Here is a 15,124-nt window from a genome sequence, read left to right on the forward strand (position 1 = left end):
ATGAACGTCCTGCTTCCCATCGACGCCGCTGTCGAGCCCCGCCACGCATCGTCCCCGACCGACCGCATCATCTACGAGATGCAGGTCTTCGGTTATCGTCCGTTCCAGGACGAGCCGGATCCGCGCCCCCTGCCGGCGGAGCCGGTCGTCCAGTCCGCGCTGACCGCGATGTTCGACGCCATGTTCGAGATGCTCGGCGACACGCGCCTGGAACCCGATCTCGAAGACATGCTCTGGTCGACCGTCAATCTCTTCCACCGTGCCGGCGAGCGTATCCAGCGCGAGTTGCAGCGCAACGAGGACGCCCAGCGCAACGGACAGCGCGAGCAGGACGGCTCGGAGGTGAAGAGCGTCGAGCTCGAACGCCATGTCATGGAGGGCATCTCGCTCCTCGAGCGTCGCAACGCCTTCGAGTTCATGCGCGATTTCGCCGGCGACCTCTTCGAGGCGCAGACCGGCTCGGCATGGCGGCCGCGCACCGGCTCGAAGGTCAATCACGCCAACATGACCGCGGCGGTGATCGATAGCAGAGACTTCCTTTCCGCCCGCCGGCGCGTCGAGACCGAGGTTCTGATCCCGGCCGGCACCAAGATCGCCTTCGCAGGCGGCCTGGACTACAACGATCACGAGCGGATCTGGGCCGCGCTCGACAAGGCGCTCGCCAGGCACGCCGACATGGTGCTGCTGCACGGCGGCTCGCCGAAGGGCGCTGAACGCATTGCAGCGTGCTGGGCCGAATCCCGCGGCGTGACGCAGGTCGCCTTCAAGCCGAATTGGTCGAAGCACGCGAAGGCCGCCCCGTTCCGCCGCAACGACGAGATGCTCTCCGTGATGCCGGCAGGCGTCATCATCTTCCCGGGCTCCGGCATCACCGAAAACCTTCGCGACAAGGCCCGCCGCTTCGGCATCAGGGTCTGGGAACTGAAAGGAGACGGCGCGTGAGCGCCGTTTTCCTTCATGTGGCTCGATGCTCAGCCCTTGCATTTCCGAAGGAATGTGTACGCATTTCCTCGGAAATGGAGCGACGCAATGGCTGGACCTCGACAAAACACATCGTCTCCACGCCGTGTCGGTGTGCGGGAGTTTCGCGGCAACCCGACATCCTTCCTGCGGCAGGTCGAGGACGGGCAGCGCTTTGTCCTGACGTCCCACCACAAGATCGTTGCCGAGATCGGCCCGCCCTCATCCGACGTCGCAATCCGCAAGCCGGGTGCCTTGCGCGGCAAGATCAAGCTTGCCGATGATTTCGACGCTCTGCCTGCGGACGTCCTGAAGGTGATGGAAGAGGGGGCGTGAGACTTCTGCTCGATACCCACACGCTTCTGTGGTGGTTGAATGACGACGAGAAACTGGGCGGGCGTTCACGCAGCCTTATCGGCGACCCCGCAAACGACGTTCTTGTCAGCGCGGTTTCCCTACGGGAGATCACCGTGAAGCTGCGCATCGGCAAGCTCGATGCGGATATCTCTGAAATTCTTGGCATCCTCCCGGGCGAAGGCTTTCAGCGCCTGGACATCACCGATGCCCATTTGATTGCGCTGGCCGGACTCGCGATTCACCATCGCGATCCGTTCGATCATCTCCTCATGGCGCAGGCGCTCGCCGAGGGTGCGCATTTCGTTTCCGAAGATCGGAACGTACCACTCTATGGTGCTTCCTTCCTGGCCCGCTCGGAACCTGCTGCTTGACCAACTCCATGGCCGGCGCGGGTGACCAAAATGCTCAAGCCAGTTCCTGGGCGACCCCGATAGACAGCCCTTCAGGCGTGCGTATATCGCAGAGCCGACAAACGTCCTTATTTCCCGGATTCTGGCATCGCCGAAAACCTTCGCGACATTGGCCCGCCGTTTCGGTATCACCGTCATGGCCGATAGCCTGAGCAAGGCGATGCGCTTCTGGATCCTTCACGTTAAGACCCATTTGGCAACAGGTCGCTGGCACCTATGCACGCGGTGAGATCTGCCGCCTGTGCGGGTAGGGCAGGCAATGGAGGGGCTGGGGGCCGAAAGTCATCTATGAGCGGGATGAGTGGGAATGTTTCCTATGATGAATTCTTGCTGGATAAAGCATAAATGCTGCGTTGTGCATGAGTCGTTATTTTATATTTAAAGAATAAATTATTTTATTACTGTGAATTATAGAGATTTTGTTACTTTTATCTTTAGTTTCCTAAATTTATTCGGAAGTTCTCTTCGTTCTGAATTTTTAGAGCTGTAGGAATTCGTCGGCACGGCGGCAACGGCATGCAATCTTGTAGAAAGAATTTTTTTCTCATGTTAAAGATATTTTTGCGGGAAAAATTTCACGCTGTTGAATTATATTCGACTGCGTAAAACTATTTATTGAAATAATATTCCTTGGATGTAAATGGAAAATGAGGATAAATTTAGGTTCTGTCTGTATGTATATCATTGATTTGACATAATATTATGTGAATGTTAGCTTTTGTGCGTATTTAATTGTGCATGGGGCTGAATATGCTTGAAAAATCGGGTGCTATCGCCACCCTTATGGGGGTTTCCTTTCTTTCCGTCGGCATGATTTCCACCTTGCCCGGTATGGCGAATGCGCAGGACGCTGCCGCTTGCGGGACCGAGAGGAAGATCGACATCGCGGAAATGACCTGGCCATCGGCGGCGGCGCTTGCGCATATCCATGCGATCATCCTGGAGCACGGCTACGGCTGCTCGGTGGAGATCGTGACGGGCGACACCGTTCCGACCTCCGCCTCGATGATTTCGCGCGGCGCGCCCGCAATCGCGCCGGAACTGTGGACCAGCACGGTCGAGGAGGCCTGGGAGAAAGGCATCGCGGACGGCATTGTCGTCAAGCTCGGCGATGCCATCACCGACGGTACGGTCGAGGGCTGGTTCATCCCGCGCTACGTGCAGGAGAAACATCCCGAACTGACGAGCGCCGAAGCGGTGATCGCCCGGCCCGATCTTTTCCCGGACCCGGAGAGCGGCGACAAGGGGCGGCTGTATTCCTGCCCTCCCGGCTGGGCGTGCGAGCTGTCGACGTCGGCGCTTTATGAAGCCTTCGGCATGTCCGGCAAGGGGTGGAACCTGTTTTCGCCGGGATCCGGCGGTGCGCTCGACGCCTCGATCGCGCGCGCCTTCACCCGTGAAGAGCCGATCCTGTTCTACTACTGGGGGCCGACCTCGATCCTCGGTAAATACGATGCGGTTCAGCTCGATCTCGGGCCGGCGAAGCCGGACGTCTACGCCTGCAACACGGACACCGATTGCACCGATCCACCCGGCGTCACCGCCTATCCGTCTTCCCCGGCGATCATCGGCGCGGCCTCCTGGCTGCCGAAGGAAGCGCCGGCCGTCGCCGCCTACCTGGCCAAGGCCGGATTGAGCAATGCCCAGATCAGTTCGCTTCTCGTCTATGGCGACGAGAACAAGGCGGACGCAGCCGAGACGGCCCGCAACTTCCTCAAGACCGAGCAGGACGTGTGGACGAAGTGGGTTCCGGACGCGGTTGCCGGGAAGGTGCGGGCCTTCCTGGATTGATGCCGCTGCGGCTATTTCCATGCCTGCATGCGACCGGGCCGTCCGCCCGGTCGCATTTTCTTCCGGCAGGCTTTCCAATTGCATATCGTAAGGGGGACGGATGTTTCCGGAACTGATCGACACGCGGCCGCTTCGGCGCGCTGTGGACGACGGGTTAGGCTGGGTTGTGCGCAACTGGGGTGGGGAACTCGAGGCCGCGGCCCATCCGCTACTGGTGCTGCTGAATTGGATCGAGCGGTTGCTCATCGCAACGCCGTGGTGGCTGTTCATCGGCTTCTTCGTCGGCCTCGCCTTCTTGGCGACGCGCAACTGGCGGCTGCCGCTGGTCGTCTTCCTGGGGCTGGTCTTTCTCGGCCTGATGCAGCTGTGGCGCGACGCGATGATAACCACGGCGCTGATGATCGCAGCGACCTTGACGGCGATCGTCGTCTCCATTCCCGTCGGTGTGGGGATGTCCCGCTCCGAGCGTGCGCGCCACATGGTGACGCCCGTGCTCGACCTCATGCAGACCCTGCCGAGCTTCGTCTACCTCATTCCGACGGTGATGATCTTCGGGCCGGGCAAGATACCGGCGCTGCTTGCGACCATCGTATATGCCTCGCCGCCCCTGATACGGCTGACGGATCTCGGCCTGCGCAACGTGGACCCGGCGGTGATGGAGGCGAGCCGCGCCTTCGGCACCTCATCGACGCAACGTCTGTTCGGGGTGCAGATCCCGCTCGCGCTGCCCACCATCCTTGCCGGCATCAACCAGACGACGATGATGGCGCTCGCCATGGTCGTCATTGCCTCGATGATCGGCGCTGGCGGACTTGGCTACCAGGTGCTCCAGGGCATCGGCCGGCTGGAGGTCAGCCGCGGGCTGTTCGCAGGCCTCGGCATCGTCGCGCTTGCCATCGTCTTCGATCGCATCACTCAAGCCTATGGCCGCCGCCTGCAGGAGCGGATCGGTGTCGGGGAGGTCCGCTGATGACAGACCATATCCAGCTTTCCAATTCCGCGCTCTCTGCCGGTCCAGATGATCTTTCCATCGTCATGCGGGGCGTCACCAAGATCTTCGGCCCCGATCCGCAGGCGGCGCTGGCGCTGCTGCGGCAGGGGAAGTCCAAGGCCGACGTACAGGCTAAGACCGGGCATGTGGTTGGCCTCGACAATGTCTCGCTCGATATCGAGCGGGGGCAGATCTATGTCGTCATGGGGCTTTCGGGGTCCGGCAAGTCGACGCTGATCCGCCACGTCAACCGGCTGATCGAGCCAACGGCGGGCGAGATCGTCGTCAATGGCGAGAAGGTGCTCGACATGACGATGGCACAGCTCGGCGATTTCCGGCGCAACCGCATCGCCATGGTGTTCCAGAAGTTCGGGCTGCTGCCGCATCGCTCCGTCATCGACAACGTCGCCTACGGCCTGGAAACGCGTGGCGTGAACAGGGCCGAACGGCTGGAGAAGGCCGCGCACTGGATCGGGATCGTCGGCCTTTCCGGCTACGAGAAATCGCGGCCGCGCCAGCTTTCCGGCGGCCAGCAGCAGCGTGTCGGTCTTGCCCGCGCGCTGGCGATGGACACCGACATCCTCTTGATGGACGAGGCCTTCTCCGCGCTCGACCCGCTGATCCGCTCGGGCATGCAGGAGCAGCTTCTCGATCTGCAATCCTCGCTGAACAAGACCATCTTGTTCATCACCCACGATTTCGACGAAGCGCTGAAGATCGGCAACCGGATTGCCGTGCTCAAGGATGGCGCCGTCCAACAGGTAGGCAAGCCGGAGGAGATCGTGCTCAACCCGGCCAATGCCCATATCGAGGAGTTCGTCCGCGATGTGAACAAGGCGCGGGCGATCCATATCCGTACCATCATGGAGAAGGGTGTATTCGAGCCTTGCGAGGTGGCGATGCCGGCCGATGCGCGCTGCGAGGACGTGCTGCCCTGTTTCGACCGGCATGAATGGGTGGGCGTCCTCGATGACGCAGGCAGCCAGATCGGGCGCGTCAGGGCGCGACAAGTCATCCGGGCGCTGGCCCGCTACAACGGGCAGCCATAGGGCAGGGGCCCACGACAATCACCGTGAACGGTTCTTCCCGGCCGGGCCGTTTGCGCTTTTCTCGATTCCGATGAATTGGAGACTGAACGATGCTTTGCAGCGATACGACACCCCATTGCGACGATACACTCGGCGGCCGCATCTCGACCGCCCGCGAGGCCTGCGGGCTTTCCGCCGCCGATGCCGCCCGCCGACTCGGCGTTCTTTCGGCAAGCTGGAATGCGTGGGAGCGCGACCGCGACGTTCCGCGCGCCAACCGGCTGGTCATGATGGCCGGCATCCTCGCCGTCAGCCCGTCCTGGCTGCTGACCGGGCTTGGCTCCGGCCCCTTCGAGAAAAGCCCCGAACGCGAGACCGGCGCGCAGCCGCTCGCCGCGCCGTAAGGGACAACGCTCCCGCGCGCGGTGAGCCGCGAGATTTTCAGGATAAACGATGATCTGGAATTTTACCGATATACATCCGGTTCTCACGATTGCAGTGGCACTCTTGCTGCTCGCCTTCATGGCGCTGTTCGCCAATTTTGTCGTTAAGGCGCTGCTGGTGCGCGTGCTCAACCGTGCGCTGTCCTTGACCGCTTACGGCCGGGACCCGGACCTGCGTCGGCACGGCCTTGTCGAGAGGCTGGCAAACATCATGCCTGCCCTAGTGGTGTCGACGGGCATAGCACTCGTGCCTGGCCTGCCGGCTTTCGTCGTCGTCGTCGTCCGCAACGTCTCCAGCGCCTTCATGATCCTGACGGCCGCCATGGCCGTGAGCGCGGCCCTTAACATCGTCGACACCATCTATCATCGCCGGCCCGAGGCGCGGCTTAAGCCCATCAAGGGCTATATTCAGGTCGTCAAGATCGCGGTCTACGTCATCGCCGCGCTCCTCATGATTGCGACGCTGATCGACCGCTCGCCGCTGATCCTGCTGTCCGGCCTTGGCGCGATGGCCGCCGTCCTCATTCTGGTCTTCCAGGATACGTTGCTGTCGCTGGTGGCGGGCATCCAGATTTCGTCCACCGATATGGTGCGCGTCGGTGACTGGATCGAGATGCCCGGCCAGAATGCCGACGGTGATATCGTCGAGATCGCCCTTCACACCGTCAAGGTGCAGAATTTCGACAAGACCGTGACCACCATCCCGATCCGCAAGCTCGTGACCGAGCCGGTGAAGAACTGGCGAGGCATGCAGGAATCGGGCGGCCGGCGCATCAAGCGCGCGCTCCTTCTCGATCAGACCAGCGTCCGTTTCCTCGACGGCGAGGAGACCGAAAGGCTTTCGAGCCTCGACCGCCTGGGGGGCTATCTCAAGAGCAAGCGGGAAGAGATCGCCGAATGGAACGGCAGGCTCGGCGAGCGCGGCCGCATTCCCGCCAACACCCGCCGCGTTACCAATATCGGCACGTTCCGCGCCTACGTAGAGGACTACCTGTGCAATCATCCGGGCGTCCACCGGGGCATGACGATCATGGTGCGCCAGCTTCCGCCGCATCCCGAAGGGCTGCCGCTGGAAATCTACTGCTTCACCGACACGACGGTCTGGGCTGCCTACGAGCGCATCCAGTCAGACATCTTCGATCATCTGCTAGCGATCCTCCCGGAATTCGGCCTGCGTGTGTTCCAGAGCCCGACCGGCGAGGACTTGCGATTCCTTCTGCCGGAAAGGGAGAGCACTGGCAGGTACGGGTAAAGTTCTGAAGAGCAGGGCGGGAGCATCGTCTCCACATTGGCCGCCTCCAATCTACAGGGCTGAGGGCCGCCGCCAGTCGATGTTCGTTATCGAGCAACGAAAGCCTTATCTTGCTGATCTGACCGCCAATCGCATCCCCTCGTCGAACTCCGAAGGCGCTGCTGTCCCGCCTGCCCGAAACCAGGGCCGGGCTTAGGGCCGGCTTCTCAAAGCCACTGCCACGCCATCCAAAAGAAAGCGTAGGCAATTACCCCGATCACAACGCAAAGCGCGATCTGCCGAGCCATGACGCAGTACCCTTCCTAGTCCGACAAGGAGGAGGATGCTCCGTCGTGGAGTTTGAGTCGAGAGGGTGCTTCTTTCATTGTCCTAGGTGGAGGGTAGAAACAACCTCGCCGCGTTTCACCAGCTTGCCGTAGAAGATGTTCTGGGCAATCCCCATCGTGTCGAACAGGTCGTCGAGCTCGCGGTCCCCGGTGATATAGGCGATGCGGTTGTTGATGGCGCTACGCGGCACGTCGAAGCGCACGGTCTCGCCATTGAGCTTGATCCGGCCGCCATGGAAGAGACCGCGCTTCAGCACCCGGCGGCAATCTTCATCACTTCCGTGCGGCGGGCGACCAAGCCGAACATGCCGGTGGCTCTCCAGCGCCAGCACCTTCCTGTCGGCAGGCCGGGCGACGCGCCTGTTTACCTTGCCGTAGAGTTCGTTCTTCAACTGGCGGCCAACCTTGGCCTGCACGATCCGACCGTGGGTGAAATTCCTTGTCTCGTCAGTGACGCCCAACTCGCCGTCGCGCAGGATCGAGATGCGGTCAGCAATCGCCAGGGCCTCTTCTGAGCGTCGATGTCGAGCCGACGGCGCTCGTCTCCTTGCTCGGCGCCGCCAAGAAGCAGATGGTCGAGATCGCCTGCGCGGTCCAGCACAACGCCGAGATCTTCATCCTCGACGAGCCGACCGCGACGCTAACGCCGGAGGAAAAGCAGCATTTCTTCGCCCTGGTCGAGCAGCTTAAGGCCGACGGCGGTTCGATCATCTTCATCAGCCATGTGCTCGCCCTGAGGGATGGCGATTGTGCTGTGTGTCAATTATCAATTGACACGAGCCTTGCGTGTCGTCTATGACACGACACATGGAAATCGAGAGCATCAGGCATAAGGCCCTGCGAAGCCTCGTCGAGAAGGGCCGTGTGAAGGGTGTCATCGAGGCCGATCGTGTTATCGACATGATCGCATTTATTGTCTCGGCCTCCAGCGTCGACGAGCTTGGCATTCCGCCGAACTTCGGTTTCCACGCTCTTACCGGAGATCGCGGGGGCGTTTATGCCATGACAGTTACGAAGAACTGGCGGCTAACATTCACTCTGGCTGATGATGCCACAATCGCTGATCTTGATTTGGAGGATTATCACTAATGGCTATTAAGATTCATTCTTCGATCCACGTTCATCCAGGCCCTTGGCTCAAGCGTCAGATCGTGGAGCCGCGTGGCGTCAATGTGAAGGCGCTCGCCGAGCATCTCGGCGTTTCCCGACAGAACCTGAGCAATGTTCTGAACGGCCATACCGCGCTGTCGGCGGAAATGGCGATCCGTTTCGAGAAAGCCTTCGGATTGCGAGCGGAAACGATCATGCGGATGCAGGGGGCCTATGACCTCGCGCAGGTGAGGGCACACGAGCGTGACATCAAGGTCTCACCCTTACCTACGGCGGCGTAGCGAAGATCGGTAGCGACGAGATCGGAGAGACGGACGCTGGATTATAAAGGTGGATTGAAGGGATGGTGAAGACGGATACGCGCCAGGCCAATTGGCGTCGCTCGAATCCAGGTAAATCACCTCGCTGTGCAGGCCGGCGCACTGGAAAAGCAAACATGTAAGGTCTGTGGGATCGAAGCGGTCGATGCCCATCACGATCAATATGATGAGCCTTTGAAGGTGCGTTGGTTGTGCCGCCGGCATCACACCAGGCTTCACCACTACGGCGAACACATGTTTCCGGTTAGGAGCGCATGCTAGATCGTTTTGCGGTTTATCGGAATCGGGATTCCCATTTACGTCGAAATCAGATTCTGTTGGGTGTTCAACGGAGGTCTGCTGAGATGGGACGCCCCTATTCGATGGATTTGCGGCATCTGGCGATGGATCTGATCGCGTCGGGTGAGAGTTGCCATGAGGTTGCGGCGGCACTGAAGGTTGCGCCGTCGAGCGTCATCAAATGGGCGCAGCGATATCGCCAAACCGGCAGTGTGGCACCAGGCAAGATGGGTGGATATCGTCCGCATGCGATCACCGGCGGCCATCGCGACTGGGTACTGTCGATGATCGAAGGGCCGGACCATATCACCCTGGAGATGCTGGCGGCCGGTCTGTTGGAGCGGGGCTTGAAAGTGCACCCGGCCAGCGTCTGCCGCTTCTTGCACCGCGAGGGCAAAAGCTTCAAAAAAAACCGTTCTGCCGGCTGAACAGAATAAGCCGAAGCTGGTGCGTCAACGCGAACGTTGGAGACGCCATCAAGGCAAGATTGACCCCAACCGCCTTGTGTTCATTGATGAAACCTGGGTGAAAACCAACATGGCTCCGCTCAGGGGATGGGGCCAGCGAGGCGCGCGGCTGATCGCCCATGTTCCCCATGGCCATTGGCGAACAATGACGTTCATCGCGGCGCTCAGGTGCGACCGCATCGATGCGCCATGGGTTCTCAATGGTCCGGTCAATGCCAATGCCTTCCTGACTTATGTGGAAAAGGAACTGGTCAAGACGCTCTCGCCCAAGGATATCGTCGTCCTCGATAACCTTGGCAGCCATAAGGGCCAGGCTGTGCGTCAGGCGATCCGGCGTGTGGGGGCGAGAATGATCTTCCTGCCGCCATACAGCCCTGATCTCAACCCGATCGAACAACTCTTTTCCAAGATCAAGCACGCCATGAGAACTGCCATGGCTCGATCAGAGCACGCCGTCCACGCGGCACTCGCCGAAACCATCAGGGCAATCCCGCCAGCCGAATGCGCAAACTACATCCAAAATGCAGGATATGGATCAACCTAAATGCAAAACGATCTAGACGCCCTCAAGTCCGTGAGCGTGATGTGTAATCACCCTTTAAACTTCCGCGAGCCTGATATCAGACAAGATCGACTACGCGGAAATCAGTTCAGCCTTCCACCGATGGCTCTGATCTCCCGTCGGTCGAAGTCTGACCCTTGCGGCGAGCAAGCAATCCCTCGTCCACTCGTCGCAGGACACCGTTGACCAGATCAATAGCCCCCTCATCCTCGATGAGGCCATCCAGCATTCTGCTCCATGAATTCCGCAAAAGTTTCAGATTGGCGTGAGCTAAATCCGTCAGATAAAGACGGACAGCCCTGGCGTCCTTAAGGTCGCTCTCTCGCCGGATAAGCCCCTTCTCTTCAAGCCCGCGCAAGATCCTCGCCAGATTGCTCGAAGATAGCATCGTCGCATCCGAAACCGCACGGCCGGAAATGGCCGGATTTGGTTGATGAAGCGCATCACCGTGCTCTCGACAGGGGAACGCATCGGAGCCGAAAGTCTTTCCGGGTTGCCGCCGCTCAAAGGCGCGGCAACCCGTCGACATGGCCCTGCCGTGGCTTGGGTCTGTGACCGGCGCGATGCGTGTTCATGGGGCCTCTATCGGCCACCGGGAAGAGAAAGTCAAATAACTGAAAAAAAAGAAAAAATCGGCGCATCTTGCTTTGCCCCGCGGGTGACACCACATTGCTGGCATGTGCATGGAAACGTTCATCAGGGTCTCGAGGCTTGCCGGCGAAGCACGTGCTTCGTCCCGGAGCGGCGTTTTCCCAGTTCTTGATCGCCGCACATAGCCTGCTCCGGGAATTTTGAAGATCGCGGTTCATTCCAGCGGTGCCGTTACGCCGTGCAGATGGAGCGTATCCATGAGACATTCCCTTTCCATGCGGTTCTGCATTTCCTGCAACCGCCCCCTGCCGCGCGCAGCCCGTCACTGCCCGTGGTGCAAGCGGTTGAGTGCCGGCCACGCCGACTTGCCGCTCCCGCGCAGGAATGACCGATCGGTGCGCCGGGCCGGCCCTGTGGGAGAACGGCCATGATGGGCGCGGTGAGGGAGCAGGCTGTCGGCGTGCCCGCCGAGGGCCTGTTGCAGCAATATGGCGTGATACCCTGGAGGAAGGACCGGCTTGGCGGCATGCGTGTGCTGCTCGTGACGTCGCGGGGGCGCGGGCGCTGGATCGTGCCGAAAGGACCGCTCCGGAAAGACAGGCCGCCCTATCTTTCGGCGGCGATGGACGCTTTCGTGGAGGCTGGCGTGATCGGCGATATCCTGACGCACCCTCTGGCGCGCTATCGCTATGTCAGGGAGGCGGCTAGCGGATTGCTACAGCATTGCCACGTGACGTTGTTCGGCCTGCGCGTACGCGGCACGCTGACGAACTGGCCCGAGCGGGCGCAGCGAATGCGCGGCTGGTTCGATCTGGGGGAGGCGGCCGGCATGGTCCAGAATCCGGAACTTGCACGGGCTATTTACGCGATACAATCCACGCAAGCTGCATCAAGAGTCCCTGCCTGTATGCATCGCGATCGTTTACGTGGAGCGGAAACCTGTTGCTGAACGAAGCGACCTTGCCCAAGGTGCGGGTTCGGATCCGTTCGAGAGCTTAAAAAGGTTACGGTTGGGTACAAGGATTAAATGACATTGGCCTCAATGAGTGCCTCGATGTCCATGGCGGACAGCAAAAGCCAGTCGGAGAGGATTTCCGTTGTGTGCTGGCCGAGTGTCGGTGGGGGGCGGCGGATTTCTAGGGGGGTGTCGGAAAGCTTCATCGTCACGCCGGCCATCGAGACCCTTCCGGCGACCGGATGGTCGATGTCGACAATCTGGTTACGGTGGCGGAGCTGAGGATTTTCGACGACCTCATCGATGGTCGCGACCTTCGTGCAAGGCACACCGGCATCGCCGATGATCGACAAGATTGCGTCCGTTTCCCTGGTATCCATCCACTCCTGTAGGATCTCCTCGATGGCTCCGGCGTTCTGCAGACGGACATCGACGGTCGCGAACCGTTGGTCGGCAGCAAGCTCCGGCTTGCCTATCGCTTCGGCGAGGCGGCGGAAGAGAGAGTTGGTGCCTGACAGCAGGAGCACGAAATCGCCCGATGCCGTCTTGAACACGTTCGCCGGCGAGGAATAGCGGTCGCGGTTTCCGGTGCGGTTCAGGGTCTCGCCCTTGTTGATCTGTGTCGGAATGGCGGTCGTCAGGAGCGAAACGGCGCTGTCGAGCAGCGAGACGTCCACCATCTGGCCCTTGCCGGTCAGATGGCGTGCGTTGAGCGCGCCAAGGGTCGCCGTGGCGCCGTACATGGCGGTCATGTAGTCGATGTAGAACGTGCCGGCGAGGTAGGGTGGGCCGTCCGGCGATCCCGTCAGGCCCATAAGGCCGCTCATCGCCTGCGCGATCCCGTCGAAGCCGGGGCGTAGCGCATAGGGGCCGTCCTGCCCGAAGCCGGACAGGCGGGTCATGATGAGGCGCGGATTGATGGCGCTCAGTTCCTCCCAGCCGCAGCCCATCTGCTCCATCGTGCCGGGGCGGAAGTTCTCCAGCAGGATATCGGCGTGACCGACCATCTCGCGCAGGAGTTCCTGGGCGCGCGCGTCGCGGAAATTCAGCGTGATGGAGCGCTTGTTGCGGTTGAGCGCCATGCCGTAGAGGCTCTCACCGCCCTGGAACGGCGGGAAGTGGCGGCTGTCGTCGCCCGAGTCCTTCTTCTCGACCTTGACGACGTCGGCGCCCATGTCGCCGAGGATCATGCCGCAATGCGGGCCGGCGATGAAGCGGGTGAGGTCGAGAACCTTGATGCCCTGAAGCGGGGAAGTCATGTGCATGTCCTGTTTGTGCAATGGCGCCGCGCCGCCGCAGAATGCGGCGTCGCCGGGCGATGTGAGATGCTGTTTGGGGTCTAGTGCGCCGTCAGCCGCTGCGGCATCCGTCCACCGACGATCATAGACACGACCTCGTCGTGCCCGACGTCCTCGCGCCGGACGACGCCCACCATGCGGCCGGTCTTCAGCACGGCGATGCGGTCGGCGATCTGGAAGACGTGCTCCAGATTGTGGCTGATGATGAAGACGGCATAGCCCTTGTCGCGCAGTCGCTCGATAAGCTCCAGCACGAGGCGGGATTCCTCCACGCCGAGCGCGGCCATCGGCTCGTCCATGATGATGAGCTTGACGTTGCGGTCGAGCAGCAGGCGGGCAATGCCGATTGCCTGGCGCTGGCCGCCCGAAAGCGCACGTACCATCTTGTTGAGATCGGGCGTCTTGAGGCCGAGTTCCTCGAACAGCGACACGGTCTGGCGACGCATTTCGGCATGGTCGAGCGAGGGGATGGCGCCAAAGACACGGCGCTGGATCTCGCGGCCCATGAAGATGTTTTCCTGCGGGGTGAAGACATCGACCAGCGCCAGGTTCTGATGCAGCGTTTCGATGCCCTTTTCGCGGGCGATGGCGGGTGCCGTCATGACGACCGGCTCGCCCGCAATACGGATCGTGCCGTTGGTCGGCGTGACGACGCCGGAGATCATCTTGATGAAGGTCGACTTGCCGGCGCCATTGTCGCCGACGAGGGCCATCACCTCGTTCGGAAAGATGTCGAGGTCGATATTGCTGTTGGCGACGTGGCCGCCATATTGCTTCGTCAGCCCACGGATCGAGACGAGGGGGGCGGCGAGGGCCGCGCTGCCTGTGCCGGCAGGCCGCATCTCTTGGCGAACGCTCATTGTGAAATCCTCAATTGTCGTATCGTGCGCGGGCGCGGCCCCATTGCCGCGCCCGTTGCGCCTTGGGAGAAATCAGAGGCCGAGGGCGGCCATATCGACCGGAGGAACGATGCGTTCCTTCTTGTCGGCATCGAAGAACTGCGAGAGGTTTTCCTTCGTCACCATCGGTGAGGCGAAGACGATCTCCTTCTTCACGTCCTTCTGCTGAAGGATCGCGGCAGCCACCTCGATCGCCTCGGCGCCGAAGGTCGGGTAGAGGAACGAGCCGCGCAGGCGGTCGGCTGCGATCATCTCAAAGGTCTCCACGGTGATGGCGTCATAGCCTGTCAGCCACATTTCCTTGCTGCGGCCTGCTTCCTCGATCGCCTGTAGGGCGCCCTTGGCCATGTTGTCGTTATGGCAATAGACGGCGTCGATTTCCTTGTTGGCTTGCAGGAAATCCTGCATCAGCGTCAGCGCCTCGGTTCGGCTGTAGTTGGCGATGCCTTGCGCCACGACCTCGATGCCGCTGTTGGCGTCGACGATCTCCCGCCAGCCCTTGCCGCGCGCCTGGTTGACGAGCGAGCCCGGCTTGCCCTCGATCTGCGCGACCTTGCCGCTGCCGTTCAGCGCCTTCAGGTAATATTCGCCGGCCGAACGGGAAGTGCCGAGCGTGTCGGCGGCAAGATGCGCATCGAACTGGCCTTCACCGGCGAGCGCCGAGCTCATGACGATGATCGGGATGCCGGCATCGTTGAGCGCCTGCACGCCCGGCTGAACGGCCTCGGCGTAGTAGGTGATCATGACGACGGCATCGACGCCGCGCACGGCAAGGTCTTCCAGGTTGCGGATTTCCTGCGCCGGGTTTTCCCGCGCATCGGTAACCGTCACCTCGAAGCCGTGCTTTTCGGCCTGCGCGAGCAGGTCCTGCCGCTGCGCCTTCAGCCACTCATCCGTAGCGTAGGACTGCGAGAAGCCGATCTTCTTGCCGGCGAGCGGCTGCTCGGCGCGCGCGCTGGTGATGACAAAGGGTGCGCCCAGCGTGCCCATGGCGGCAGCGCCGAGACCCATCTTCAGCAGGCTGCGGCGGTTCATGGCAAGTGCGTCTTTCAGTGTCAGTATCTTGGTCATTCGAGTCTCCTCCT

Annotated in this window: 17 protein-coding genes and 2 pseudogenes; 14 read left to right on the forward strand and 5 right to left on the reverse strand. The window is 61.2% G+C overall.

The window, feature by feature from the left end; all coding sequences use genetic code 11:
• From ACZ5TO_RS20545 to ACZ5TO_RS20580, 8 genes are all read left to right on the forward strand, one after another.
• Entirely contained in the window at positions 1–942 is a 942-nt protein-coding gene (locus tag ACZ5TO_RS20545; RefSeq protein WP_464800488.1) for a DUF2493 domain-containing protein, read from the forward strand.
• Between the two features lie 87 nt (positions 943–1,029).
• Complete coding sequence (locus ACZ5TO_RS20550) at positions 1,030–1,296, forward strand: type II toxin-antitoxin system Phd/YefM family antitoxin (RefSeq protein ID WP_184146938.1); 267 nt, start codon at positions 1,030–1,032, stop codon at positions 1,294–1,296.
• The gene (locus tag ACZ5TO_RS20555; RefSeq protein ID WP_184146940.1) at positions 1,293–1,688 is read left to right on the forward strand and encodes a PIN domain-containing protein; all 396 of its coding nucleotides are present in this window, start codon (positions 1,293–1,295) and stop codon (positions 1,686–1,688) included. The genes ACZ5TO_RS20550 and ACZ5TO_RS20555 overlap by 4 nt, the downstream gene beginning before the upstream one ends.
• 870 nt (positions 1,689–2,558) lie before the next feature.
• Complete coding sequence (locus tag ACZ5TO_RS20560; RefSeq protein ID WP_281396998.1) at positions 2,559–3,518, forward strand: glycine betaine ABC transporter substrate-binding protein; 960 nt, start codon at positions 2,559–2,561, stop codon at positions 3,516–3,518.
• A 100-nt stretch (positions 3,519–3,618) separates the two neighbouring features.
• The gene (locus tag ACZ5TO_RS20565) at positions 3,619–4,488 is read left to right on the forward strand and encodes an ABC transporter permease (RefSeq protein WP_184146942.1); all 870 of its coding nucleotides are present in this window, start codon (positions 3,619–3,621) and stop codon (positions 4,486–4,488) included.
• Positions 4,488–5,558 carry a quaternary amine ABC transporter ATP-binding protein gene (locus ACZ5TO_RS20570; protein ID WP_184146944.1) on the forward strand — a complete coding sequence of 357 codons (1,071 nt, stop codon included), beginning with the start codon at positions 4,488–4,490 and terminating at the stop codon, positions 5,556–5,558. Before ACZ5TO_RS20565 ends, ACZ5TO_RS20570 begins: the two co-directional genes overlap by 1 nt.
• Before the next feature lie 89 nt (positions 5,559–5,647).
• The gene (locus tag ACZ5TO_RS20575) at positions 5,648–5,941 is read left to right on the forward strand and encodes a helix-turn-helix domain-containing protein (protein ID WP_184146946.1); all 294 of its coding nucleotides are present in this window, start codon (positions 5,648–5,650) and stop codon (positions 5,939–5,941) included.
• A 49-nt stretch (positions 5,942–5,990) separates the two neighbouring features.
• Positions 5,991–7,232 (forward strand): mechanosensitive ion channel family protein, encoded by a 1,242-nt coding sequence (locus ACZ5TO_RS20580; protein ID WP_464800489.1) that lies wholly within the window; start codon positions 5,991–5,993, stop codon positions 7,230–7,232.
• Positions 7,233–7,593: 361 nt separating this feature from the next.
• On the opposite strand, the gene ACZ5TO_RS20585 is transcribed toward ACZ5TO_RS20580, so the two are convergent.
• Positions 7,594–8,019, reverse strand: coding sequence for a hypothetical protein (locus tag ACZ5TO_RS20585; protein ID WP_464800490.1), 426 nt, complete (start codon positions 8,017–8,019; stop codon positions 7,594–7,596).
• Between the two features lie 50 nt (positions 8,020–8,069).
• On the opposite strand from ACZ5TO_RS20585, the pseudogene ACZ5TO_RS20590 reads away from it, so the two are divergent.
• The 5 genes and pseudogenes from ACZ5TO_RS20590 to ACZ5TO_RS20610 form a co-directional block, all read left to right on the forward strand.
• A pseudogene (locus ACZ5TO_RS20590) lies at positions 8,070–8,288 on the forward strand (sugar ABC transporter ATP-binding protein); the annotation flags it as partial.
• 77 nt (positions 8,289–8,365) lie between these two features.
• The gene (locus ACZ5TO_RS20595; protein WP_184146953.1) at positions 8,366–8,647 is read left to right on the forward strand and encodes a type II toxin-antitoxin system RelE/ParE family toxin; all 282 of its coding nucleotides are present in this window, start codon (positions 8,366–8,368) and stop codon (positions 8,645–8,647) included.
• Complete coding sequence (locus tag ACZ5TO_RS20600; RefSeq protein ID WP_184146954.1) at positions 8,647–8,949, forward strand: HigA family addiction module antitoxin; 303 nt, start codon at positions 8,647–8,649, stop codon at positions 8,947–8,949. The genes ACZ5TO_RS20595 and ACZ5TO_RS20600 overlap by 1 nt, the downstream gene beginning before the upstream one ends.
• A 62-nt stretch (positions 8,950–9,011) precedes the next feature.
• A pseudogene (locus ACZ5TO_RS20605) lies at positions 9,012–9,249 on the forward strand (hypothetical protein).
• A gap of 83 nt (positions 9,250–9,332) precedes the next feature.
• Positions 9,333–10,278 (forward strand): IS630 family transposase gene (locus tag ACZ5TO_RS20610; RefSeq protein ID WP_464800491.1). Its coding sequence is split into 2 segments (ribosomal slippage): positions 9,333–9,671 and positions 9,673–10,278, totalling 945 coding nucleotides; the frame shifts between segments, so codons are not numbered across the junction.
• Positions 10,279–10,384: 106 nt separating this feature from the next.
• On the opposite strand, the gene ACZ5TO_RS20615 is transcribed toward ACZ5TO_RS20610, so the two are convergent.
• On the reverse strand, positions 10,385–10,825 hold the full coding sequence (locus tag ACZ5TO_RS20615) for a MarR family winged helix-turn-helix transcriptional regulator (protein ID WP_464800492.1): 441 nt from the start codon (positions 10,823–10,825) through the stop codon (positions 10,385–10,387).
• Between the two features lie 489 nt (positions 10,826–11,314).
• On the opposite strand from ACZ5TO_RS20615, the gene ACZ5TO_RS20620 reads away from it, so the two are divergent.
• The gene (locus ACZ5TO_RS20620; protein ID WP_464800493.1) at positions 11,315–11,836 is read left to right on the forward strand and encodes an NUDIX hydrolase; all 522 of its coding nucleotides are present in this window, start codon (positions 11,315–11,317) and stop codon (positions 11,834–11,836) included.
• A gap of 74 nt (positions 11,837–11,910) precedes the next feature.
• On the opposite strand, the gene ACZ5TO_RS20625 is transcribed toward ACZ5TO_RS20620, so the two are convergent.
• From ACZ5TO_RS20625 to ACZ5TO_RS20635, 3 genes are all read right to left on the reverse strand, one after another.
• Complete coding sequence (locus tag ACZ5TO_RS20625; RefSeq protein WP_464800494.1) at positions 11,911–13,101, reverse strand: CaiB/BaiF CoA transferase family protein; 1,191 nt, start codon at positions 13,099–13,101, stop codon at positions 11,911–11,913.
• Between the two features lie 80 nt (positions 13,102–13,181).
• On the reverse strand, positions 13,182–14,000 hold the full coding sequence (locus ACZ5TO_RS20630; protein WP_464800495.1) for an ATP-binding cassette domain-containing protein: 819 nt from the start codon (positions 13,998–14,000) through the stop codon (positions 13,182–13,184).
• Between the two features lie 72 nt (positions 14,001–14,072).
• A complete protein-coding gene (locus ACZ5TO_RS20635) occupies positions 14,073–15,110 on the reverse strand; it encodes a substrate-binding domain-containing protein (protein ID WP_464800496.1) in 1,038 nt (345 codons plus the stop codon).
• Positions 15,111–15,124: the final 14 nt, after the last annotated feature.

The organism is Shinella sp. Sh6 (assembly GCF_055392685.1).

What these genes read in the sequence shown, in the direction of transcription:
- ACZ5TO_RS20545 (WP_464800488.1), top strand. Translation starts at nt 1, where the DNA reads ATGAACGTCCTGCTTCCCATCGACGCCGCTGTCGAGCCCCGCCACGCA.
- ACZ5TO_RS20550 (WP_184146938.1), top strand. Translation starts at nt 1,030, where the DNA reads ATGGCTGGACCTCGACAAAACACATCGTCTCCACGCCGTGTCGGTGTG.
- ACZ5TO_RS20560 (WP_281396998.1), top strand. Translation starts at nt 2,559, where the DNA reads ATGGCGAATGCGCAGGACGCTGCCGCTTGCGGGACCGAGAGGAAGATC.
- ACZ5TO_RS20565 (WP_184146942.1), top strand. Translation starts at nt 3,619, where the DNA reads ATGTTTCCGGAACTGATCGACACGCGGCCGCTTCGGCGCGCTGTGGAC.
- ACZ5TO_RS20570 (WP_184146944.1), top strand. Translation starts at nt 4,488, where the DNA reads ATGACAGACCATATCCAGCTTTCCAATTCCGCGCTCTCTGCCGGTCCA.
- ACZ5TO_RS20575 (WP_184146946.1), top strand. Translation starts at nt 5,648, where the DNA reads ATGCTTTGCAGCGATACGACACCCCATTGCGACGATACACTCGGCGGC.
- ACZ5TO_RS20580 (WP_464800489.1), top strand. Translation starts at nt 5,991, where the DNA reads ATGATCTGGAATTTTACCGATATACATCCGGTTCTCACGATTGCAGTG.
- ACZ5TO_RS20595 (WP_184146953.1), top strand. Translation starts at nt 8,366, where the DNA reads ATGGAAATCGAGAGCATCAGGCATAAGGCCCTGCGAAGCCTCGTCGAG.
- ACZ5TO_RS20600 (WP_184146954.1), top strand. Translation starts at nt 8,647, where the DNA reads ATGGCTATTAAGATTCATTCTTCGATCCACGTTCATCCAGGCCCTTGG.
- ACZ5TO_RS20615 (WP_464800492.1), bottom strand. Translation starts at nt 10,825, where the DNA reads ATGTCGACGGGTTGCCGCGCCTTTGAGCGGCGGCAACCCGGAAAGACT.
- ACZ5TO_RS20620 (WP_464800493.1), top strand. Translation starts at nt 11,315, where the DNA reads ATGATGGGCGCGGTGAGGGAGCAGGCTGTCGGCGTGCCCGCCGAGGGC.
- ACZ5TO_RS20625 (WP_464800494.1), bottom strand. Translation starts at nt 13,101, where the DNA reads ATGACTTCCCCGCTTCAGGGCATCAAGGTTCTCGACCTCACCCGCTTC.
- ACZ5TO_RS20630 (WP_464800495.1), bottom strand. Translation starts at nt 14,000, where the DNA reads ATGAGCGTTCGCCAAGAGATGCGGCCTGCCGGCACAGGCAGCGCGGCC.
- ACZ5TO_RS20635 (WP_464800496.1), bottom strand. Translation starts at nt 15,110, where the DNA reads ATGACCAAGATACTGACACTGAAAGACGCACTTGCCATGAACCGCCGC.